The sequence below is a fragment of the Nitrosomonas communis genome (assembly GCF_024102715.1).
In the GTDB taxonomy this organism is placed as follows: domain Bacteria; phylum Pseudomonadota; class Gammaproteobacteria; order Burkholderiales; family Nitrosomonadaceae; genus Nitrosomonas; species Nitrosomonas communis_B.
The window spans coordinates 1-18,679 of the sequence record NZ_JAGFJM010000012.1 but is presented as its reverse complement, the minus strand read 5'-3'; the positions used below and the strand labels follow the sequence as shown (position 1 = coordinate 18,679).

Here is an 18,679-nt window from a genome sequence, read left to right as displayed (position 1 = left end):
TTATGGGAGATTCTGAGGGAACACAGGCAATTTAATATGCCATTCTTTTTTTTCTGAGCTCAAATTCCAGTCATCTGAACTAAACCATTCTAGCTGAAATGGTTTGGCCAATCGGGAAATATCAAGCCATACTTGCAAAGTAGCAGCATATTCCTTACCCGGCTTGAGCGGGACGCTTATTTCAATAGGCATATTATGCTGTCTCCCCAGAACCTGTAGCGCTTCTTGCAATGTATCAAAGCCTTGTGACATCATCCGGCGGCCACTCAAGCGATATTGCCGGGTAAGCGCATGATAGCTTAGCCCTATACGTTGTTTACTGCGAGCTACTTCCTCATCCAGCCAATACCAACGGCTATCTATCAAAGTAAATTTGGATACAAAATAAAGAGTGATGCCTTTTTCTAAGGCTTGCTCCAGAGTGCTATTAAGCTGGATTTCCGCATCGATACTTATTTGGTAACTTTTTCTTGTAGCTTCCAGGGCAAACGATTTTATTTCTATCCCGCCCTGTCCCCGAGCTGACGCTGCTGACAATAGCGACAAAACCAGCAGAATTGTTGCCGCGAGCTGCAACAATCCCTTTAGCGGCCAGATCCTCTCATGCCTTATAAAATAAGGCATAGAAAAAACCGTCATGCAGAGAATTCGGTAATAATTGCCCATTAACCATATCAGAATGCGATAAGGGTAATAAACTTGCATCTTGATGCGAGTGTAAAAATTTCTCAATTAAAGTCCAATTTTCTTCATGAAAAATAGAGCAGGTTACATACAACAACTTTCCTTCTCGTTTCAGCATTTGCCACAAAGCGTTAAGAATATTCTCTTGATTGCTTGCAAAAGTGGGCAAATCAGCTTGCCGCCGCAACCACTTGATATCAGGGTGACGACTAACCACGCCTGATGCGCTGCAGGGAACGTCTGCCAAGATTCGGTCAAATGGCTGACCATCCCACCATTCTGCAGGGTGGAGCGCATTACCACACACTAAGTGATGAGGTTGATTTCCCAGGCGTTCAAAATTTTCTGCTACCCGTGCCAGCCGTTGAGCATCGTTATCAAGCGCGGTTAGTCTTATTTGTGCTAATTCCAGCAAATGTGTACTCTTTCCACCAGGCGCAGCACAAGCGTCTAATACATGCATGCCATCATGCACATCCAGCAACGGCGCAGCCAATTGTGCACCAGCGTCTTGTATCGACACCAATCCTTCTGCAAATCCAGGCAGCTTTTCAACCGGTAATGGCTGAACTAACCTTAGCGCTACACCCCATATCAAATCAGCCTTAATGCCATGCTCGTCCAGCATTCTCTGGTACGCTGCAAGCCCGATTCTTCTGGAGTTAACTCGCAATGTCATTGCAGGATGTTGATTACTAGCGCTCAGAATAGTTTTATAGCGCTGAGGGTATTGCTTGCGAAGTTTATCGACCCACCATTGCGGATGAGAGTATTTTCCCACATCATTTTTACTAACCTGCTCCCATAAGGCTGAACCCTTACGGATAAAATTCCGTAAAACTGCATTGACCAATCCAGGGGCACCCCGCTTATTGCTTACGAGGCGGGCGGTAGAAACAGCGTGATCGACAATCGCATAGGAAGGCGCTTTGCTGTATTGCAACTGATACAAACTTACCAACAACAAGTAACGCAGCTCATGATCGTGTAATGTTCTATCCAACAATAAACCGAGCAATGTATCAAGTTGTCCGTAATAACGCAGCACGCCATAGGTCAAATCCTGAATTGCACCTCGCTGTTGCTGAGAAAGGAGCGGATTGGATCGCCATATTTCCTGTAAAACCGCTGTTAGATTTGCGCCTGCCAGAACACGCCCTATCGCAGTTATAGCCAAGCGTTGGGTTTTATTCATTTAGCAGACCAGCAGACATCACTGCGGAGAAAAACTGACCTGGCTGCAAGGAATGTCCTGCCAGAAATTCTGCAACAAGCATTTTTCTTCCACCTGATTTTTGCACAGTCTCTAAAATCAGCGCACCTTTTCCACAACTTACGATGATACCATCGCTCCCAGCCGCAATGATTTCTCCTGCTGCGCCAGAATCACTTTTTGCAACCCTTGCTTGCCATATCTTCAATATATTGCCCTCAAGATACGTATAAGCGCCTGGATAAGGATTCAATGCCCGGATACTTCGGTCAATCTGGTCTGCATCCAATTGCCAGTCAATTTCTGCTTCTTTTTTTTGTATTTTAGCTGCGTAGCATGCCTGTGCATCATCCTGAGGGGTTGCAGTTAATTTACCAAGCCGCAATAATTCCAGCGACTCGATAATACTCTGCGCGCCTAAGTTAGCAAGCTTATCGTGCAGAGTTTGCGCAGTCTCAACAGGGTCAATAGGAATAGCATGCTGCAGCAGCATAGCGCCGGTATCAAGCCCTTCATCCATTTGCATGATAGTAATACCGGTTTTCTGGTCACCGGCCAATATAGCTCGTTGAATAGGCGCCGCACCTCGCCAGCGAGGCAATAGAGAAGCATGAATGTTCAAGCAGCCATAACGCGGAATTTTTAGCACTGCTTCCGGTAGTATTAACCCATAAGCTGCAACTACCATTACATCTGCACCAAACGCCTTTAGCTGCGCATGAATAGCTTCTGGTTTTAATGTTAGCGGCTGCAACAAGGGAACATCATATGCTTGCGCAACTTTTTTCACTTCACTTACTTGGGTTTTCATCCCACGCCCTGCCGGACGATCGGGCTGGGTCAACACTAATACAATCTGATACCCGGCGCTTAGCAAAGAAGTCAATGCTCTTGCTGCAAAAACTGGGGTGCCAGCAAAAATAATTCTCATGGAAAACTTAAGATCAACACATGTTCTTCTTAAAGGAAAAGATTTAGCCAAAATAAAACAAACTAGGGCTTGACATCGCGCTGTCGCTTTTTTAACTTTGATCGAATCCGTGATTGTTTGAGTTGTGACAAGTACTCTATAAATACTCTACCCATCAAATGATCCATTTCGTGTTGGATACATACTGCAAATAATCCATCAGCATCCAGTTCGAACAGATTACCATCCAGTCCTGTTGCTCTGATTGTTATATTTTCAGCCCGTTTTATTTTTTCAAAAATGCCCGGTACTGACAGACACCCTTCCTGGTAATCAGATTCTCCCTTCACCGCAATAATTTCCGGATTAATAAATACATGAAGCTGATCACGGGTGTCAGAAACATCAATAACAATGAGACGTTGATGGGCATCCACCTGAGTTGCCGCCAAACCAATGCCGTTTGCGGTATACATCGTTTCTGCCATATCTTGAGCCAGCAGACGAATTTCATCGGTAACGACTGATATGGGAGCGGCAACCTTATGCAACCGTTCATCCGGATATTGTAATATTTTCAGAATTGTCATAGCAAACTAGCGTAATTCGATTCAACAGATTCTGCTGTTAGACGTAAAATTTGGAGAGTAATTCCAATCTCAAAGAATCACTTTCAAACGAAGATATCTAATATATTAGAGCTTAACTCTATGCACATGTTGATTATTATAGCTGCGATTTTACTTACCAACGCATTTTCTGGTATCACTGCAAAAGCAGCAGAAATTGAGCTGCGCCATAATGGGCCCGATCAAAAAGCAACGATAAAATTGTTTCCTAAAATGCGCATAGAAAAATTAGGCATGCCCGCCATCCCAACTATTCCGGTTAACAAGATTAAACCTTTCCTGAGTCAGCCATTGATTATTGAAAAGGATGCCCTTGATAAAGCACCTGTTATATTGGGTTCCAGTGACAACCGGGTAATATTAAGCGTGGGAGACACTATCTATGTGCGCGATTTACCAGCTGACAAAGGTGCTTCATGGCAGGTTTTTCGTGCGGGCAAGGCATTGATGGACCCGGATGACAATAATCGCATCCTCGGTTATGAGTCGGTTTATTTGGGCGATGTTGAAGCAAAAAATTATGCCCCGATCAGCACTGTAAAAGTGACACATTCCGTTCAAGAGATATTAAGTGGCGATCGTTTGATTCGTTCCTCTGCCGATACATTTTCAGATTATGTACCACAAGCACCTGATTTTGCCATCAAGGGACGTATTATCTCGGTTTATGGTGGTGTCACCGAGATCGGTGAAAATGCTATCATCACGCTCAACAAAGGTATGCAGGCCGGCTTAAAAGAAGGTCACGTCCTCGCCATTTATCGAAAAAGTGAAGTAAAATCACCTAAAGGGGAAGTCGTTGCACTACCCGATGAGCGCATCGGCTTAGTGTTTGTTTTCCGGGTATTTGATAAAGTATCTTATGCATTAGTCACGCAAAGTTCTCAAGCAATCAAAGTATTGGATGCAGTACAAGCACCCTGATTAAACTCGATACAAAGCTAAAATTGCTCACATCAAAATCGAATTGAAATTACCGACAGATGTATTATGCAAATAGCCTTTTCCCTCAAGCGATTGCACTAATGCTCCTTTTTATATTTACAATAAGCATTTTTCTTTATCATGAAAGTTTCGCCAGATGTTGAATCCTGGCTAGATCTCTGTTTAATTGACGGTTTAGGCGATGAGTCTATTCGTAAGTTACTTGTTGCTTTTGGCAGTCCCGCGAAAATTCTCTCAGCAGATACCTATCAACTTGAGCGATTCGTAAAAAAGCAAGTTGCCTCTAACATTAATCAAGGTGCAGACAAGAATAAAGTCGATACTGCGCTTAAATGGCTGGAAGATCCTGCTAACAATATCATTACACTGGCAGATCATGATTACCCTGGGCTCTTGCTGAATATTGCCGATCCTCCCCCCTTGCTTTATCTGAAGGGACAACGCAAGCTTCTCAATACACCCGCCCTCGCCATAGTGGGCAGTCGTAATGCCACACCGCAAGGCATGACCAATGCGAGCGCATTCGCTGAAGCAGCTAGTAATGCAGGATTCTGCATTGTGAGTGGTATGGCACAAGGGATTGATACCGCTGCCCATCAAGGTGGTTTGCGCGGTATTGCAGCAAGCGTTGCGGTGGTAGGTACAGGACTCGATATTGTCTATCCTGCAAAAAACCGTGAATTAGCGCACCTGCTAGCAAAAGAAGGCGCACTTATTTCAGAATTCCCATTGGGAATGCCTGCATTGGCGAGAAATTTTCCACGTCGCAACCGAATTATCAGTGGTATGAGTCTTGGCTGCCTGATTGTTGAGGCAACTCTCCACAGCGGCTCACTCATCACAGCGAAACAAGCATTAGAACAGGGGCGAGATGTGATGGCCATCCCCGGCTCCATCCATTCACCTTTGTCAAAGGGCTGTCATGCATTAATTAAACAAGGCGCCAAATTAATAGAAAATATCCAAGATATCTTGGATGAACTTAATTGTCAGACCACTTTGACCTTTGAAAATACCAAAGAAACGATCAATGGGAATGACTTCCATGAGAATTCAATATTACTGCCTCATTTGGGCTATGACGTGACTGACATTGACACCATTTGTACGCGAAGCGGCTTGACGGCTGAAACAGTATCCGCCATGCTATTGACGTTAGAATTAGATGGAATGATTGCCAGTTTGCCTGGCGGACGCTATCAAAGAATTCGTTAATGCCATTGATAAAATCTAAATAATAAAAAATCCACTCATGTGCATACAGTGAAAGAGAGCATCTATATGTACGAAATCTTAATTTACGTATTTGAAAATTACTTCGATAGAGGAAGTTGCCCAGATTCTGCAACATTAACACACAAATTAACCATAGCCGGCTTTGGCGAGGATGAAATTAATCAAGCACTTAATTGGCTATCAGATCTTACCACCCGTGATACTGATCACTATCCAGCCACACTTGCCCAAAGTGACTCGCTACGATGGTATACCCCTTCAGAAATGGAAATGATTGATAACGAAGGACGTGGGTTTATTCTTTTTCTTGAGCAAGCTGGCATTCTCAACCCACTCCAACGAGAATTATTAATTGATCGTGTTCTCAAAATGAATGGGAATAGTTCTAGTCTGGAAAAAATTAAGCTTGTAGTTCTGCTTGATCTTTGGATACAAAATCAATTAACTGACCCCAATGTTCTGGAAAAATTATTCATAGCAAGCAATCCGCGACATCGGCATTAGTTATTGAAAATCCATCATATCAAAATTGGTTCTAAACAAGCACTTAATCTGCCGGGAAGTACTTGCTCTTAAACAAAGAGCATTAGATATTCTTTGACTTCCTGCAATAATCTGAGCATCCTAATCCAGTAAGTGACAAAAATAGTCATCTAGTCAAAACTCCATGAGCAAAAAATTAATCATCGCCGAGAAGCCTTCCGTTGCAGCAGATATTGCCCGCGCATTGGGTAATTTCACTAAGGAAACTGATTATTTTGAAAACGATGAATATGTTTTATCATCGGCGATTGGTCATTTACTGGAGCTGACAGTACCGGAAGAGTACGAGGTTAAGCGAGGCAAGTGGAGTTTTGATCATTTACCCGTCATCCCCCCCTACTTTGATCTTATTCCTATCGAGAAAACAGCTGCACGGCTGAAATTGCTGACAAAGCTAATTAATCGAAAAGATGTAGATGTGCTGATTAACGCTTGTGATGCCGGACGAGAAGGAGAGTTGATTTTTCGCTATATCATCCGTCATGCGGGGACAAAAAAACCCATTAAACGCCTATGGTTACAATCCATGACACCCGCCGCTATTCGGGACGCTTTCTCCAAACTACTTGATGATAATGACGTGCAGCCATTGGCAGAAGCTGCCGTTAGCCGTTCCGAATCAGATTGGCTGGTTGGGATTAATGGTACACGTGCTATGACAGCATTTAATTCGCAAGAAGGTGGCTTCCACAAAACAACTGTTGGACGTGTCCAAACTCCAACATTGGCCATACTTGTCGAGCGAGAAGAGGCCATCAAAAAATTTGTGCCAAAAGACTATTGGGAAATACATGCCATTTTTGCGACTGATAAGGATCCCTACAAGGGAAAATGGTTTGACGAAAAATTTTCAAAAGATAAAGACAATAGCGAAGCCAGAGCAGAACGCATATGGGACCAAGACAAAGCAGAATCTATCAAGATCAAATGTCAACGCAAACCGGGCATAGTAAGCGAAGAAAGCAAACCAGCCAAAGAAACATGCCCATTGTTGTACGATCTTACAAGTTTGCAGCGAGATGCCAATAGCCGCTTTGGCTTCTCCGCTAAAACAACATTGGGTCTTGCGCAAGCACTCTACGAGAAACATAAGGTATTAACCTATCCACGTACGGATTCACGCGCCCTGCCGGAAGATTACATTGCCACTGTTAAAGAGACACTGCATGCACTCGAGATGACGCAATATGGCCAGTTCGCTAAGCAAATCCTGAATTCTGATTGGGTAAAACCAAACAAACGTATTTTTAATAACACCAAAATTTCCGATCACTTCGCCATCATTCCAACTTTACTTGAACCGAAGAAGCTCAATGAGGCTGAAACCAAGCTTTATGATTTGGTGACCAAACGTTTCCTAGCAATCTTCTTCCCTGCCGCAGAATTTCTTGTAACAACCCGTATCACACGAGTCGAAGGTGAGCCATATAAAACAGAAGGCAGAGTCATGATTAATGCTGGATGGCAAGCTGTTTACGGTAAATCACTAGTAACTGACGATGATGGTACGGTCTTACCTGCGATCAATGCCGATAAACCAGTTATCACTGAAGAAATCAAAATCATTTCCAGTCAAACTCGGCCACCAGCAAGATTCAATGAATCAACGCTCTTATCTGCCATGGAAGGCGCAGGAAAATTGGTGGAAGATGAAGAATTACGTGCAGCGATGAGCGCGAAAGGGCTCGGCACGCCGGCAACGCGTGCAGCCATTATTGAGGGTCTCGTATCTGAAAATTACTTGCAACGTATTGGCCGAGAATTACATCCCACCGCCAAAGCTTTTTCGCTCATTACATTATTGCGTGGTCTAAAAGTACCCGAATTGATCTCCCCAGAATTAACAGGCGATTGGGAATTCAAATTACGCCAGATCGAACAAGGTCAATTAAAGCGCGATGCATTCATGACTAAAATTGCTGAAATGACGAAGCATATTGTTGAGCAAGCGAAAAGTCATCGAGGAAAAACAATCAGTGGGGATTTTTCGGTACTCAAGGTTCCATGTCCTAAATGTGGCGGCGTGATACATGAGACATATAAAAAATTTCAATGTCAGCAGTGTGATTTCGCACTATGGAAAATTCTAGCTGGACGTCAATTTGAAGTGGAAGAAATGGAAACACTCATTTCACAAGGTGAAATTGGACCTTTGCAAGGATTCCGCAGCAAAATGGGGCGTTTATTTAATGCCAATATCAAACTTACTGACACGCTCGAAATGAAATTCGAGTTTGGTGGTGCTGATGCAGACGAAGCTGAAGCAGTCGATTTCTCCAATCAACAATCTCTTGGTAAATGCCCTAAATGCAGTAATCCAGTCTATGAGCACGGCGTATATTATGTTTGTGAAAAAGCAGTGGGGGCCACTCACACATGTGATTTTAAAACGGGAAAAATTATTCTCAACCGACCTATCGAACAAGAACAAATCGTTAAATTGCTGCAAACAGGCAAAACTGATCTGTTGACTAAATTTATCTCAAAAAAAGGACGACCGTTTTCAGCTTATTTGATAATCGGAAAAGAAGGTAAAATTGAGTTCGAATTCGAGCAAAAGGTCACAAAAGAAAAGACTACAAATTCAAAAAAATCAAAACTATTACTGTCTGCGGGTAAGAAAAAGGAGGCATAGAAAACCGGCTGTATGGCTATAAGGTACATCACCCCTTTTTCTTATTTTTGCTATCCCTCAAAATGAAGAAGCGAATACTGCGACGAAATTTTCTTTCAGGCACAGTATCCACTCAGTTTAGCGCTGAAAAACTTTTTTTGAGCCGCAATTAACCATAGGTGTTGACAATATACTTGGCAATGCCAGTTGTTGCAACAATAAGGATAGCCAATCCTCCAACCACAGCTATGCCTTCTATCAAAAAAGCAAGGAGTGCTTGGCGAGTGGTCTTGAATTCCTCTTCACCCTCTTTGTTACGTCGACGATCTTTACGCTCTTTTATCCAGAATTGTATTGCAATGACAAATGGAATAGCCAGAACAGAAATAAGCAATGAATTTAAAGAATCATCTTCCATGGATCAGCCTCGTTATCTATCAGTTATAATTTAATTAAAATGAATCTTATCTCTTGAGTTTTATCTAGTATAGTATCTCTAGAAAATTGCTCATTATAGCAGGCACGGCAAATTTCCGTTTTGCCTCGATGTCATTTAGCTTATCTTGCAGCTATCTCTGCCAATCAAATTCATCATAAAAAAATGAAGATATATAAAATATTTACTTTCCTAGAAACTTATGGACTGGCTTGATCTTCCTGTTACTAAGGCTGCACGTGGCATCGTTCAACTTCCTGGTTCCAAGAGCATTTCCAACCGGATTCTTTTGCTCGCAGCATTAGCAAACGGTAAAACATTCGTTCGGAATCTACTGATTTCTGATGATACGACACAAATGCTGACTGCACTCGGAACGCTCGGGATTAAAATCAATCAAATCAGCAAAAATGATTACAGCGTGGAAGGTGGTAGCGGTAAATTCCCAGTCAAACAAGCTGATTTATTTTTGGGTAATGCTGGCACTGCGTTTCGCCCCCTTGTCGCCGTGCTTGCCGTAATGGGCGGTCACTATCGGCTGTCTGGCGTATCACGCATGCATGAACGACCTATTGCTGATTTAGTTGATGCCTTACGCCAATTAAATGCAAGCATTACTTATCTTAATAATGAAGGATTTCCTCCATTAGAGATTAATCCTGCTGAAATACATAACAAAATAATTGCAATCAAGGGCAATGTTTCCAGTCAATTTCTCAGTGGACTCTTAATGGCATTGCCATTAACGGGCAAAACCAGCACAATTAACGTAAATGGAACGCTCATTTCAAAACCATATGTTGAACTTACACTGGCACAAATGGCACGTTTTGGCGTTCAAGTTATCCAAGAAGATTGGCAGCGTTTCACATTGCCGGGCCCACAAGCCTACCATAGTCCAGGCGAAATAATGGTTGAAGGCGATGCCTCCTCAGCCTCCTATTTTTTGGCTGCAGGCGCTATCGGCGGTGGACCAGTACGCGTTGAAGGCGTTGGTACAGAAAGTTTGCAAGGAGATGTCCGGTTTGCTGATGCGTTAGAAAAAATGGGTGCGCATATCAAAAAGGGGAAAAATTGGATCGAATCCTCTTTACCCATCTGCAACGCTTCTACTCAGCAATTGAAAGCAATTGATCTCGATTGCAATCATATTCCCGATGCAGCCATGACATTGGCTACGACGGCACTATTTGCAAAAGGAACAACTACGCTCAGGAACATCGCAAGTTGGCGAGTCAAGGAAACTGATCGCATTTCAGCAATGGCAAAAGAATTACGTAAGCTTGGGGCCATGGTTGAGGAAGGAAAAGATTTTATCCGTATTACCCCACCCACCACCTCGCTCACTCCCCATGCAGTCATCGATACCTATGATGATCATCGTATGGCGATGTGTTTCTCACTGCTAGCTCTCGGTGTACCGATACGCATCAATAATCCGAGCTGTGTTGCTAAAACCTTCCCGGATTATTTTGAAAAATTTGCGATGATTGTTCATTCCTGATGGTACAAATCTTCACATTTCTATTCAGAGGTTTTTATGGAAACTGGCGCTATTCCAGTTATAACTATCGATGGTCCTTCAGCTTCTGGTAAAGGCACCGTTGCACAGCTCGTTGCCGAGAAACTCGCATTCCATTATCTTGATAGTGGAGCCCTTTATCGTTTGATAGCATTGATAGCAATCAGATCAAATACTGAACCCACTAATGAATCTGCCATAGCAAATATTGCTTTGCACTTAGATGTAAATTTTGATGGTTCATCTATTCGTTTAAATGGCGAGAATGTCTCAGACGCAATTCGCACTGAAGCATGCAGTAAACTGGCCTCTATAATTGCCAGTCAGCCCAAAGTCAGAAACGCGCTATTACAGCGCCAACGTGCATTTCGTCAACTACCGGGTTTAGTAACAGACGGCAGAGATATGGGCTCAGTTGTATTTCCAGATGCTTCGCTAAAGATTTTTCTCACTGCCAGCGCTGAAGAGCGAGCACAACGACGCTATAAGCAGTTGATAGAGAAAGGAATAAATGCTAACATCCAAAGCCTATTGCAGGATATTTATGAACGTGATACGCGTGACAGCAATCGAGATGTTTCGCCTTTAAAGCAAGGGGTAAATACAAAATTGCTAGATACCACGTTGCTCAGTATTGAAGAAGCTGTGAACGAGGTATTACGGTTGTACGATCAAATCTGCAAAAACTGAACTTAATGAGGTGCGGTTTTATTTTCTATACACAGAAATAAAGCTATCTCATCCAATTTAAGTAATTTTTTATTTAACTAACCAACCGTCTCATTTTTTATGAGATGAAATTAAAATCGGGTATTTTTTTATAATGACTATTGCTTCCAACGTAACTCCTTCCTCAGAAAATTTTGCCAAACTGTTCGAAGAAAGTCTTACACGCAAAGAAATGCGTGTGGGAGAGGTAATTACTGCTGAAATTGTGCGTGTTGACTATAACTTTGTAGTAGTTAATGCAGGCCTCAAATCTGAGAGCTATATTCCTCTTGAGGAATTTAAGAATGATAAAGGCGAGATTGAGGCTAAGGCGGGAGATTTTGTCAGTGTTGCGATTGATGCGCTTGAAGATGGCTATGGTGAAACACGTTTATCTAGGGACAAGGCCCGACGATTAAATGCGTGGCATAATCTGGAAGAAGCCATGGAGAAAGGCACTATTGTCAGCGGCATGGTCAATGGCAAAGTAAAGGGTGGCTTAACCGCTATGGTTAACGGCATTCGTGCATTTTTGCCAGGCTCACTGGTAGATATTCGACCCGTCAAAGACACTACTCCTTATGAAAATAAGGAAATGGAATTCAAAGTCATCAAGCTTGATCGTAAACGTAATAACGTCGTCATATCAAGACGCGCAGTGTTAGAAGAAACACAAGGAGCAGACCGGGAATCTTTATTGGCAAACTTGCAAGAAGGCGCCATCGTGCATGGTATTGTCAAAAACATTACCGACTACGGCGCATTTGTCGATTTAGGTGGAATAGATGGACTACTCCATATCACGGATTTAGCTTGGCGTCGCGTAAAACATCCTTCAGAGATCATCAATGTTGGCGACGAAGTCACTGCTAAAGTGCTTAAGTTTGATCAAGAAAAAAATCGTGTTTCATTAGGCATGAAACAGTTAACTGAGGATCCTTGGGTAGGTCTCTCAAGACGTTATCCTCCTGGCACACGCCTGTTTGGTAAAGTGACTAATTTGACTGACTACGGCGCATTTGTAGAAATCGAACAAGGAATTGAAGGATTAGTACATGTTTCTGAAATGGACTGGACAAACAAAAATGTCTATCCATCAAAAATAGTACAACTGGGTGATGAGGTAGAAGTCATCATTATTGAGATTGACGAGGAACGTCGGCGCATCTCGCTTGGAATGAAACAATGCAAACCTAATCCATGGGAGGAGTTTGCAATGAGTCACGAAAAAGGAGATAAAGTCACTGGACAAATAAAATCCATTACTGATTTTGGCGTATTTATTGGATTACCTGGCAACATTGATGGCTTAGTACATTTATCCGATCTCTCTTGGACTCAGTCTGGAGAAGAAGCAATATGCAATTACAAAAAAGGCGATGAAGTTGAAGCTGTTGTATTGTCAATTGATGTTGAAAAAGAACGCATTTCGCTTGGAATAAAACAGCTTGAAGGAGATCCTTTTACTATATATGTAGCTGCGCACGATAAAAATAGCATTGTCAAAGGTACTGTAAAATCAATTGATGCCAAAGGCGCAGTCATTACTTTAACTGATGAAGTAGAAGGCTATTTGCGTGCTTCTGAAGTTTCTCGTGACAAAATTGAAGACATACGAGCCCTTCTCAAAGAAGGAGATCAGATTGAGGCAATGATCATTAATATTGATCGTAAGAATCGCAATATCAATCTTTCCATTAAAGCAAAAGATCAACATGAGGAAAGTAGTGCATTGCAGATGGTAAGCACTAAAACGCCTGCTAGTACAGGCACTACCAATCTGGGAGCGTTACTCAAAGCCAAAATGGATAGTAAAAACTCTGAAGAACAATAAGGGACATCGATGACGAAATCTGAATTGATTTCCAAGCTTGCTGCCCGATACCCCCAGCTCTTGGCAAAAGATACCGAATTAGCCGTCAAAATGATACTTGATGCCATGGCCAATAGTCTTTCCAGAGGAGAGCGTATCGAAATTCGTGGATTTGGCAGTTTTGATTTAAATTACAGGCCAGCTCGTATTGGTCGCAACCCAAAATCCGGCGAAAAGGTTCATGTGCCGGAAAAATATGTTCCGCATTTTAAAGCAGGCAAAAAGATGCGTGAACGTGTTGATTCTCAATTCAAAGACGGATCATGATTAACCTTCATTAAAGCAGGAAGGATGCTCTTTAGGATTTATAATCAAAATAACTTTTTATTATATGGAAAGAGCATCCTTACATTCCAGAATGGAGAAATAATGTATGTTTTTATTTGGCTCATAAACATAATACTCTTTTTATTCCTGCTTAGTTTCTCAGCAAAAAATAGTGAAATAAACACTATTCATTATTATTTTGATTTGGAATGGCAGGCTCCAGTAGTAGTCATTTTATTAATCTTTTTTGCACTAGGCATTAGCCTTGGATATCTTTTCGGTATCATCAAAAAATCACGCAAAAAATTATAATGCTGTCAATATTATTGCATGAATAATCCCCGTATTATTGTTGCCCTTGATTTTCCCAATAAAAAACAAGCATTAGAATTTGCAAGTAGGCTAGATAAGAATTTATGCCGAATAAAAGTTGGTAAAGAGCTTTTCACTATTGCCGGTCCACAATTGATAGAACAATTGATGGTTTATGGTTTCGAAATTTTTCTTGATTTAAAATATCACGATATTCCCAATACTGTCGCTGGCGCTTGTCGAGCGGCATCAGAACTAGGTGTATGGATGATTAATGTGCATGCGCTTGGAGGAAAAAAAATGTTGATAGCTGCGCAAGAAGCACTCGCTACAAAAAAAACCAAGTTAATCGCAGTAACTTTGCTTACCAGCTTAAACAAGAGTGATCTTCATGAAATAGGTTTGCATGAAGAACCAATCGATATAGTGCAACGCCTTGCCTTACTTGCTAGCAATTGTGGTCTTGATGGAGTAGTTTGCTCTGCCATGGAAGCACAACAGCTTAGAAAAATCATTAAAAAAGATTTCTGTTTAGTAACACCAGGAATTCGCCTTCCTAATAGTAATGCAAATGATCAAACGCGCATCGCAACACCCCAAGAAGCTATCCGGAATGGCGCTGATTATTTAGTAATTGGTCGACCTATTACACAATCTCCCGATCCTCTCTTAAGTCTACAGCAATTGAATCATGAGATTGAAGCGGTGTCGAACACAGTGATAACAGACTTAGAGATTTAGGCTAGGAGAAAGACAATAAGCGCTGGGGTAGTAATATCGGCTATCGCTAAAAAGACTACTTTCAATCGATATCTTCCTTCAATAGGACGGCTTGTAAAGCCAGTCTGTTCCAGTCAAGTATTACTTCGATGAATCATTTTGGACAGAATAATCAGACTTAACTTGCTGTTTCTTAACACCTTACCAGATTAACAAATCTCTTCTGTTAATCTAAAGTCTTCGATAGGCCCTTGCTACCACATAACCGACGCCAGAATAAGAATATCGGCATCCCAGCCAAGATTGTTGCGATTCCAATACCACTTTCTACAGGTCGCTCATAGAGCACGCTCCCGACTATGACAATTGACACCAGCAAATAGAATGCAGGGACAAATGGGTAAAGAGGAGTACGATAAGGACGAGGCAAGTCCGGTTCACGTCGACGCAGAATTGGTACCGCCCCCACTGCGAGTGCACTGAAAATCATTAATGCAATGCCGCTGTAAATCACCAGTTGTTCAAAGCTCCCCGATAGAATCAAGGCTGAAGCCCAGAAGCTTTGCAGCAGAATGGCGTTGACCGGCGTCTGGTGACTGCCAGAAGTGTTCGCAAAGATAGCGGGAATCAAACCATCTTGTGCCATGGCAAAGTAGATACGCGGCCCAGCCCATACCATGGCGCTTACGGCTCCTGCAATCGAAAAGCACAGAATGGCGGTCACGAACTGACCAGCTTCAAAACCTAATAAAGCACGTGCAACTTTATCCGCAACTGGCAAGAGCGGCGGCTTGGCTAGCTCTGCCACCGGCAGAGCGTAGAAATAGAATCCATTCAGGATGAGATAAAGCAGCGCGACAAACAGTGTGCCGCCAATCATCGTCCGCGGGATGGTGCGGGCAGGATCGGTGATCTCTCCCGCCAGATATGCTGCGGTATTCCAGCCAGAATAGGCATAAAGAACAAAGATCAACGATACGATGCAGGGCCCTATGCCAGGGGCAAGATGAGTGTCCGGCGCAGCGAGTTGCGCCCAGTCGCCCGTACCGGCTATTAATCCAGCCGCGATGAGTAAAAGAATGGCTCCCACCTTCAATATCGTTAGGCTGCGCTGGAGAATTCCCCCTATCCCACTGCCTGCTAAATGAAAGGCCGTCATGGACCATAAGAGGACCAAAGCCAAAATCATTGATAGCAAACCTCTCTCGTCATTGAGTGGAAGGAGCTGGAGGAAGTAAGCAGCAAAGCTCACTGCCCCTGCTGCAATAGCGGCACTGAAGCCGATGGTGAAGGATGTCCATCCGCTAAGGAAGCCGACGAGTGACCCATAGGCTCTGCGAAGGTATACATATTCTCCGCCGGCAACCGGAAAGGCCGCACCCAACTCACTATAAGAGAGGGCTCCTGCCAATGCGATCAGCGCCCCCACAAACCAAATCGAGAGAATCAAGCCCGGATGACCGAGATCACGGGCCATAAAGCCGGTGGTAGTAAATATGCCAGTGCCGACAACATTGCTGACAAGAATACAACTAGCTGTGAACCAACCGATATGACGAGGAAGTGTAGACGGATCGCGCTCGAATCTCTCCATTTGTATGGTCTACTCTTGTTGCTGCTCGCGCACTAGCGGAACAAACCGCACCAGTGTGATGATCTTGCGCTCATAGCCTTCTGCCGTTCGGCGATAGAGCTCCAGCGTCTGGTAGTAGCGGCCAATCGGCAGAATCAATCGCCCTCCAACAGCAAGTTGATCGAGAAGTGGTTGCGGCACATGATCAATCGCAGCAGTCACAATGATAGCGTCGAAGGGAGCTTCTTCCGGCCAGCCTTGATAACCGTCGCCAACACGTGTATGGATATTGCGGTAACCAAGCTCTGTCAGTGTGCGCGTAGCTTCTGTCATCAAGGGTTCTATGATTTCAATGGTGAAGACATGGGGCACAATTTCAGCCAGAACTGCAGCCTGGTATCCGGAGCCGGTTCCTATCTCGAGCACTTTCTTGGCTCCTTGTAATGCGAGTTTTTCGGTCATAAGCGCAACGAGAGAGGGTTGCGAAATGGTCTGACCGTGGCTGATCGGAAGAGGAACGTCATGATAGGCAATAGTGGAATAGCGGGCAGGAACAAACTTGTGACGAGGAACGCGGCGCATTGCGGTAAGAACAACAGAGTCCTTGACACCACTGGAGACGATCTGCTCGTCCACCATCCTGTCGCGTTCAGCCTGGCGCGCAGAATCTGCAAACAGTGAATCCCCACGAGAAATTCCGCTGCACCCGGCCATGACAGCAAGACAATGGATAAGCATGATGCTGGTTATCCGTAATGATGTCAACGCGCGAGCTGGAGAGTTCATAAGAGATACGATCCCCGGTAATGATGCTCAGAAAAAGAGCTTATCTACAGCCTAGAAAAATAAAAACACTTTATTGTTAACATAAAATATACGTAAAGCTTGATCGTTAGTCAAACTCGTTGTTGAAGCTGGATTCTTATTCGCTTGAGCGCTCATTCTGCTGTTAACATTATGAATATAATGACCTTTACCATAATCTCCACCCTCACCTTCCGGGTATCACCGCTCAACGGAGGAATCTAGGTTGAACGATCAAGAAATGTCTGTTTCTGCTTAAAGTGGCATTCCAAAAAAATGAAATTACTTTGATTATTATCTTTGTAGAAACTGCAATATCATAAAACTCTTAATCGTTAAAATTTATATGTTTATAAGCGTTTATTAATAAAAAAACTTTAAAATAAACAGCATTTTCAGTCTACAACATTTCTTGCTATACTTTACTGCGTTATATCATGTCAGCATAAATTAAAAACATGTCCATTAAGAACATTGTCATTTTATGTATTTACGCATGTTTAGCAACTGGGTGCGGATTAATAGAAAAAAAGGCAGCAAATTTTAAAGAGCAGCCAGCTGATAAAACAAATTCGCAATTTGTAAAGAATATACTATATGCTAAATACAAAAATTGGCAGGGAGTGCGCTACAAGCTTGGAGGCTTAAGTAAAAATGGAATTGATTGTTCAGGGTTTGTTCATGTCGTTTATAAGTCAGGATTAGGTATCAATCTGCCTAGGACAACAAATCTACAATTAAAATCAGGAAAAAAAATAAATAAGAATGAGTTAAAAGCAGGTGATTTGGTTTTTTTCAAAATCAAAAATTCATTATCATCGAATCACGTAGGTATTTATCTGGAAGATAAGAAATTTATTCATGTATCTAGTATTAAAGGAGTAACAATATCTAGATTAGATAACACATATTGGAAATCCAGATATTGGCAGTCAATTAGAATTTAATAATTGATCAGAAGATGTTTCATCCTGGCATCATCAACTTGTACCCGAACAATTAGGTTTTTGCGCTATAAAGCTACTACACCAATAATTCTGGTCAGAGAAGCAGCACCCTCCCAACCATAGCATTAACTACCCTACTCATCAACTTGAGTAACTGGCCTGCATGTTCTGCAAGTTTACGACTACTCAATGCAATCACAGCAGCTCCAACTATAAGCGCATCATCTACTAAATATCCAAGAATATATATCCCAATAGGCATAATAAACTACTGGATTTAAATTTTGCTGGGTCAATATTGCCGTATCGATAGCAGGCAAGCCAGCTGGCAAAATCCTTCACATTGAGTGCACCAATTGCTGACACCATATACCCAATAGCCATCTTGCAGCAGTTGAGAAACCAATCAATAAAAAAATATTGAGCCAAGCCGCCATAAATACATACTAAACAACTGAAGTGGCTCCCCTGAACTGAACAACCTGATAGAAAATTAAGCTCTGTCATGTGATGTTATCAAGCTCAGGCGGCTTGTTGACGCGATAGTTTTTGATAATAAACTTCATCGGGTGTCTGATTGTTGAGTCCCTGATGAAAGCGTTCTTGATCGTACCAGTCAAACCAGCAAACTAAACTGCTTCTTACTTCCTTTAAGTTGTTGAATGCTTGAGCATAGAGATGTTCATACTTGACAGTGCGCCATAGCCGTTCGACAAAGATGTTGTCATAGTAGCAACCTTTAC

The 18,679-nt window shown here is 42.6% G+C and carries 20 protein-coding genes; 11 read left to right on the top strand and 9 right to left on the bottom strand.

Going from position 1 to position 18,679, the window contains the following annotated elements; all coding sequences use genetic code 11:
* From J5I83_RS01800 to def, 4 genes are all read right to left on the bottom strand, one after another.
* Positions 1-624: a DUF4390 domain-containing protein gene (locus J5I83_RS01800; RefSeq protein ID WP_304052820.1), complete on the bottom strand. Its 624-nt coding sequence runs from the start codon at positions 622-624 to the stop codon at positions 1-3.
* Entirely contained in the window at positions 602-1,879 is a 1,278-nt protein-coding gene (gene rsmB, locus J5I83_RS01795) for a 16S rRNA (cytosine(967)-C(5))-methyltransferase RsmB (protein WP_304052819.1), read from the bottom strand. The genes J5I83_RS01800 and rsmB overlap by 23 nt, the downstream gene beginning before the upstream one ends.
* Positions 1,872-2,828, bottom strand: a complete 957-nt coding sequence (fmt, locus tag J5I83_RS01790) for a methionyl-tRNA formyltransferase (RefSeq protein WP_304052818.1) — start codon at positions 2,826-2,828, stop codon at positions 1,872-1,874. Before fmt ends, rsmB begins: the two co-directional genes overlap by 8 nt.
* A gap of 62 nt (positions 2,829-2,890) precedes the next feature.
* Positions 2,891-3,397: a peptide deformylase gene (gene def, locus J5I83_RS01785; RefSeq protein WP_304052817.1), complete on the bottom strand. Its 507-nt coding sequence runs from the start codon at positions 3,395-3,397 to the stop codon at positions 2,891-2,893.
* A gap of 126 nt (positions 3,398-3,523) precedes the next feature.
* Between def and J5I83_RS01780 the strand changes: the two genes are divergently transcribed.
* The 4 genes from J5I83_RS01780 (at position 3,524) to J5I83_RS01765 (ending at position 8,795) form a co-directional block, all read left to right on the top strand.
* Positions 3,524-4,360, top strand: coding sequence for a peptidoglycan-binding protein LysM (locus J5I83_RS01780; protein WP_304052816.1), 837 nt, complete (start codon positions 3,524-3,526; stop codon positions 4,358-4,360).
* Between the two features lie 141 nt (positions 4,361-4,501).
* On the top strand, positions 4,502-5,596 hold the full coding sequence (gene dprA / locus J5I83_RS01775) for a DNA-processing protein DprA (RefSeq protein ID WP_304052815.1): 1,095 nt from the start codon (positions 4,502-4,504) through the stop codon (positions 5,594-5,596).
* 66 nt (positions 5,597-5,662) lie between these two features.
* On the top strand, positions 5,663-6,121 hold the full coding sequence (locus J5I83_RS01770; protein WP_304052814.1) for a DUF494 domain-containing protein: 459 nt from the start codon (positions 5,663-5,665) through the stop codon (positions 6,119-6,121).
* Positions 6,122-6,284: 163 nt separating this feature from the next.
* Positions 6,285-8,795 (top strand): DNA topoisomerase III, encoded by a 2,511-nt coding sequence (locus J5I83_RS01765; RefSeq protein WP_304052812.1) that lies wholly within the window; start codon positions 6,285-6,287, stop codon positions 8,793-8,795.
* 148 nt (positions 8,796-8,943) lie between these two features.
* Here J5I83_RS01765 and J5I83_RS01760 read toward each other — a convergent pair whose 3' ends face one another.
* Entirely contained in the window at positions 8,944-9,192 is a 249-nt protein-coding gene (locus J5I83_RS01760; RefSeq protein ID WP_304052810.1) for a hypothetical protein, read from the bottom strand.
* 220 nt (positions 9,193-9,412) lie between these two features.
* Here J5I83_RS01760 and aroA point away from each other — a divergent pair, with 220 nt between their 5' ends.
* The 6 genes from aroA to pyrF all read left to right on the top strand — a co-directional run bounded on the left by aroA (position 9,413) and on the right by pyrF (position 14,633).
* A complete protein-coding gene (aroA, locus tag J5I83_RS01755; RefSeq protein WP_304052808.1) occupies positions 9,413-10,714 on the top strand; it encodes a 3-phosphoshikimate 1-carboxyvinyltransferase in 1,302 nt (433 codons plus the stop codon).
* Positions 10,715-10,750: 36 nt separating this feature from the next.
* Positions 10,751-11,422: a (d)CMP kinase gene (gene cmk / locus J5I83_RS01750; RefSeq protein WP_304052806.1), complete on the top strand. Its 672-nt coding sequence runs from the start codon at positions 10,751-10,753 to the stop codon at positions 11,420-11,422.
* Positions 11,423-11,555: 133 nt separating this feature from the next.
* Complete coding sequence (gene rpsA, locus J5I83_RS01745; RefSeq protein ID WP_304052804.1) at positions 11,556-13,274, top strand: 30S ribosomal protein S1; 1,719 nt, start codon at positions 11,556-11,558, stop codon at positions 13,272-13,274.
* Positions 13,275-13,283: 9 nt separating this feature from the next.
* Positions 13,284-13,580 (top strand): integration host factor subunit beta, encoded by a 297-nt coding sequence (locus tag J5I83_RS01740; protein ID WP_304052802.1) that lies wholly within the window; start codon positions 13,284-13,286, stop codon positions 13,578-13,580.
* 24 nt (positions 13,581-13,604) lie between these two features.
* Positions 13,605-13,892 carry a lipopolysaccharide assembly protein LapA domain-containing protein gene (locus tag J5I83_RS14460; RefSeq protein ID WP_369683379.1) on the top strand — a complete coding sequence of 96 codons (288 nt, stop codon included), beginning with the start codon at positions 13,605-13,607 and terminating at the stop codon, positions 13,890-13,892.
* Positions 13,893-13,910: 18 nt separating this feature from the next.
* On the top strand, positions 13,911-14,633 hold the full coding sequence (pyrF, locus tag J5I83_RS01735) for an orotidine-5'-phosphate decarboxylase (protein ID WP_304052800.1): 723 nt from the start codon (positions 13,911-13,913) through the stop codon (positions 14,631-14,633).
* 205 nt (positions 14,634-14,838) lie between these two features.
* On the opposite strand, the gene J5I83_RS01730 is transcribed toward pyrF, so the two are convergent.
* Complete coding sequence (locus J5I83_RS01730) at positions 14,839-16,206, bottom strand: APC family permease (protein ID WP_304052798.1); 1,368 nt, start codon at positions 16,204-16,206, stop codon at positions 14,839-14,841.
* Positions 16,207-16,215: 9 nt separating this feature from the next.
* The gene (locus tag J5I83_RS01725) at positions 16,216-16,971 is read right to left on the bottom strand and encodes a protein-L-isoaspartate(D-aspartate) O-methyltransferase (RefSeq protein ID WP_304052797.1); all 756 of its coding nucleotides are present in this window, start codon (positions 16,969-16,971) and stop codon (positions 16,216-16,218) included.
* Between the two features lie 476 nt (positions 16,972-17,447).
* Between J5I83_RS01725 and J5I83_RS01720 the strand changes: the two genes are divergently transcribed.
* Positions 17,448-17,936: a C40 family peptidase gene (locus tag J5I83_RS01720; protein WP_304052796.1), complete on the top strand. Its 489-nt coding sequence runs from the start codon at positions 17,448-17,450 to the stop codon at positions 17,934-17,936.
* A gap of 228 nt (positions 17,937-18,164) precedes the next feature.
* On the opposite strand, the gene J5I83_RS01715 is transcribed toward J5I83_RS01720, so the two are convergent.
* Together J5I83_RS01715 and J5I83_RS01710 are read right to left on the bottom strand one after the other, a co-directional pair.
* Positions 18,165-18,443, bottom strand: coding sequence for a hypothetical protein (locus J5I83_RS01715; RefSeq protein WP_304052795.1), 279 nt, complete (start codon positions 18,441-18,443; stop codon positions 18,165-18,167).
* 15 nt (positions 18,444-18,458) lie between these two features.
* Positions 18,459-18,679 (bottom strand): transposase (locus J5I83_RS01710; protein ID WP_304052793.1); only part of this gene is annotated, 221 nt, incomplete at its 5' end.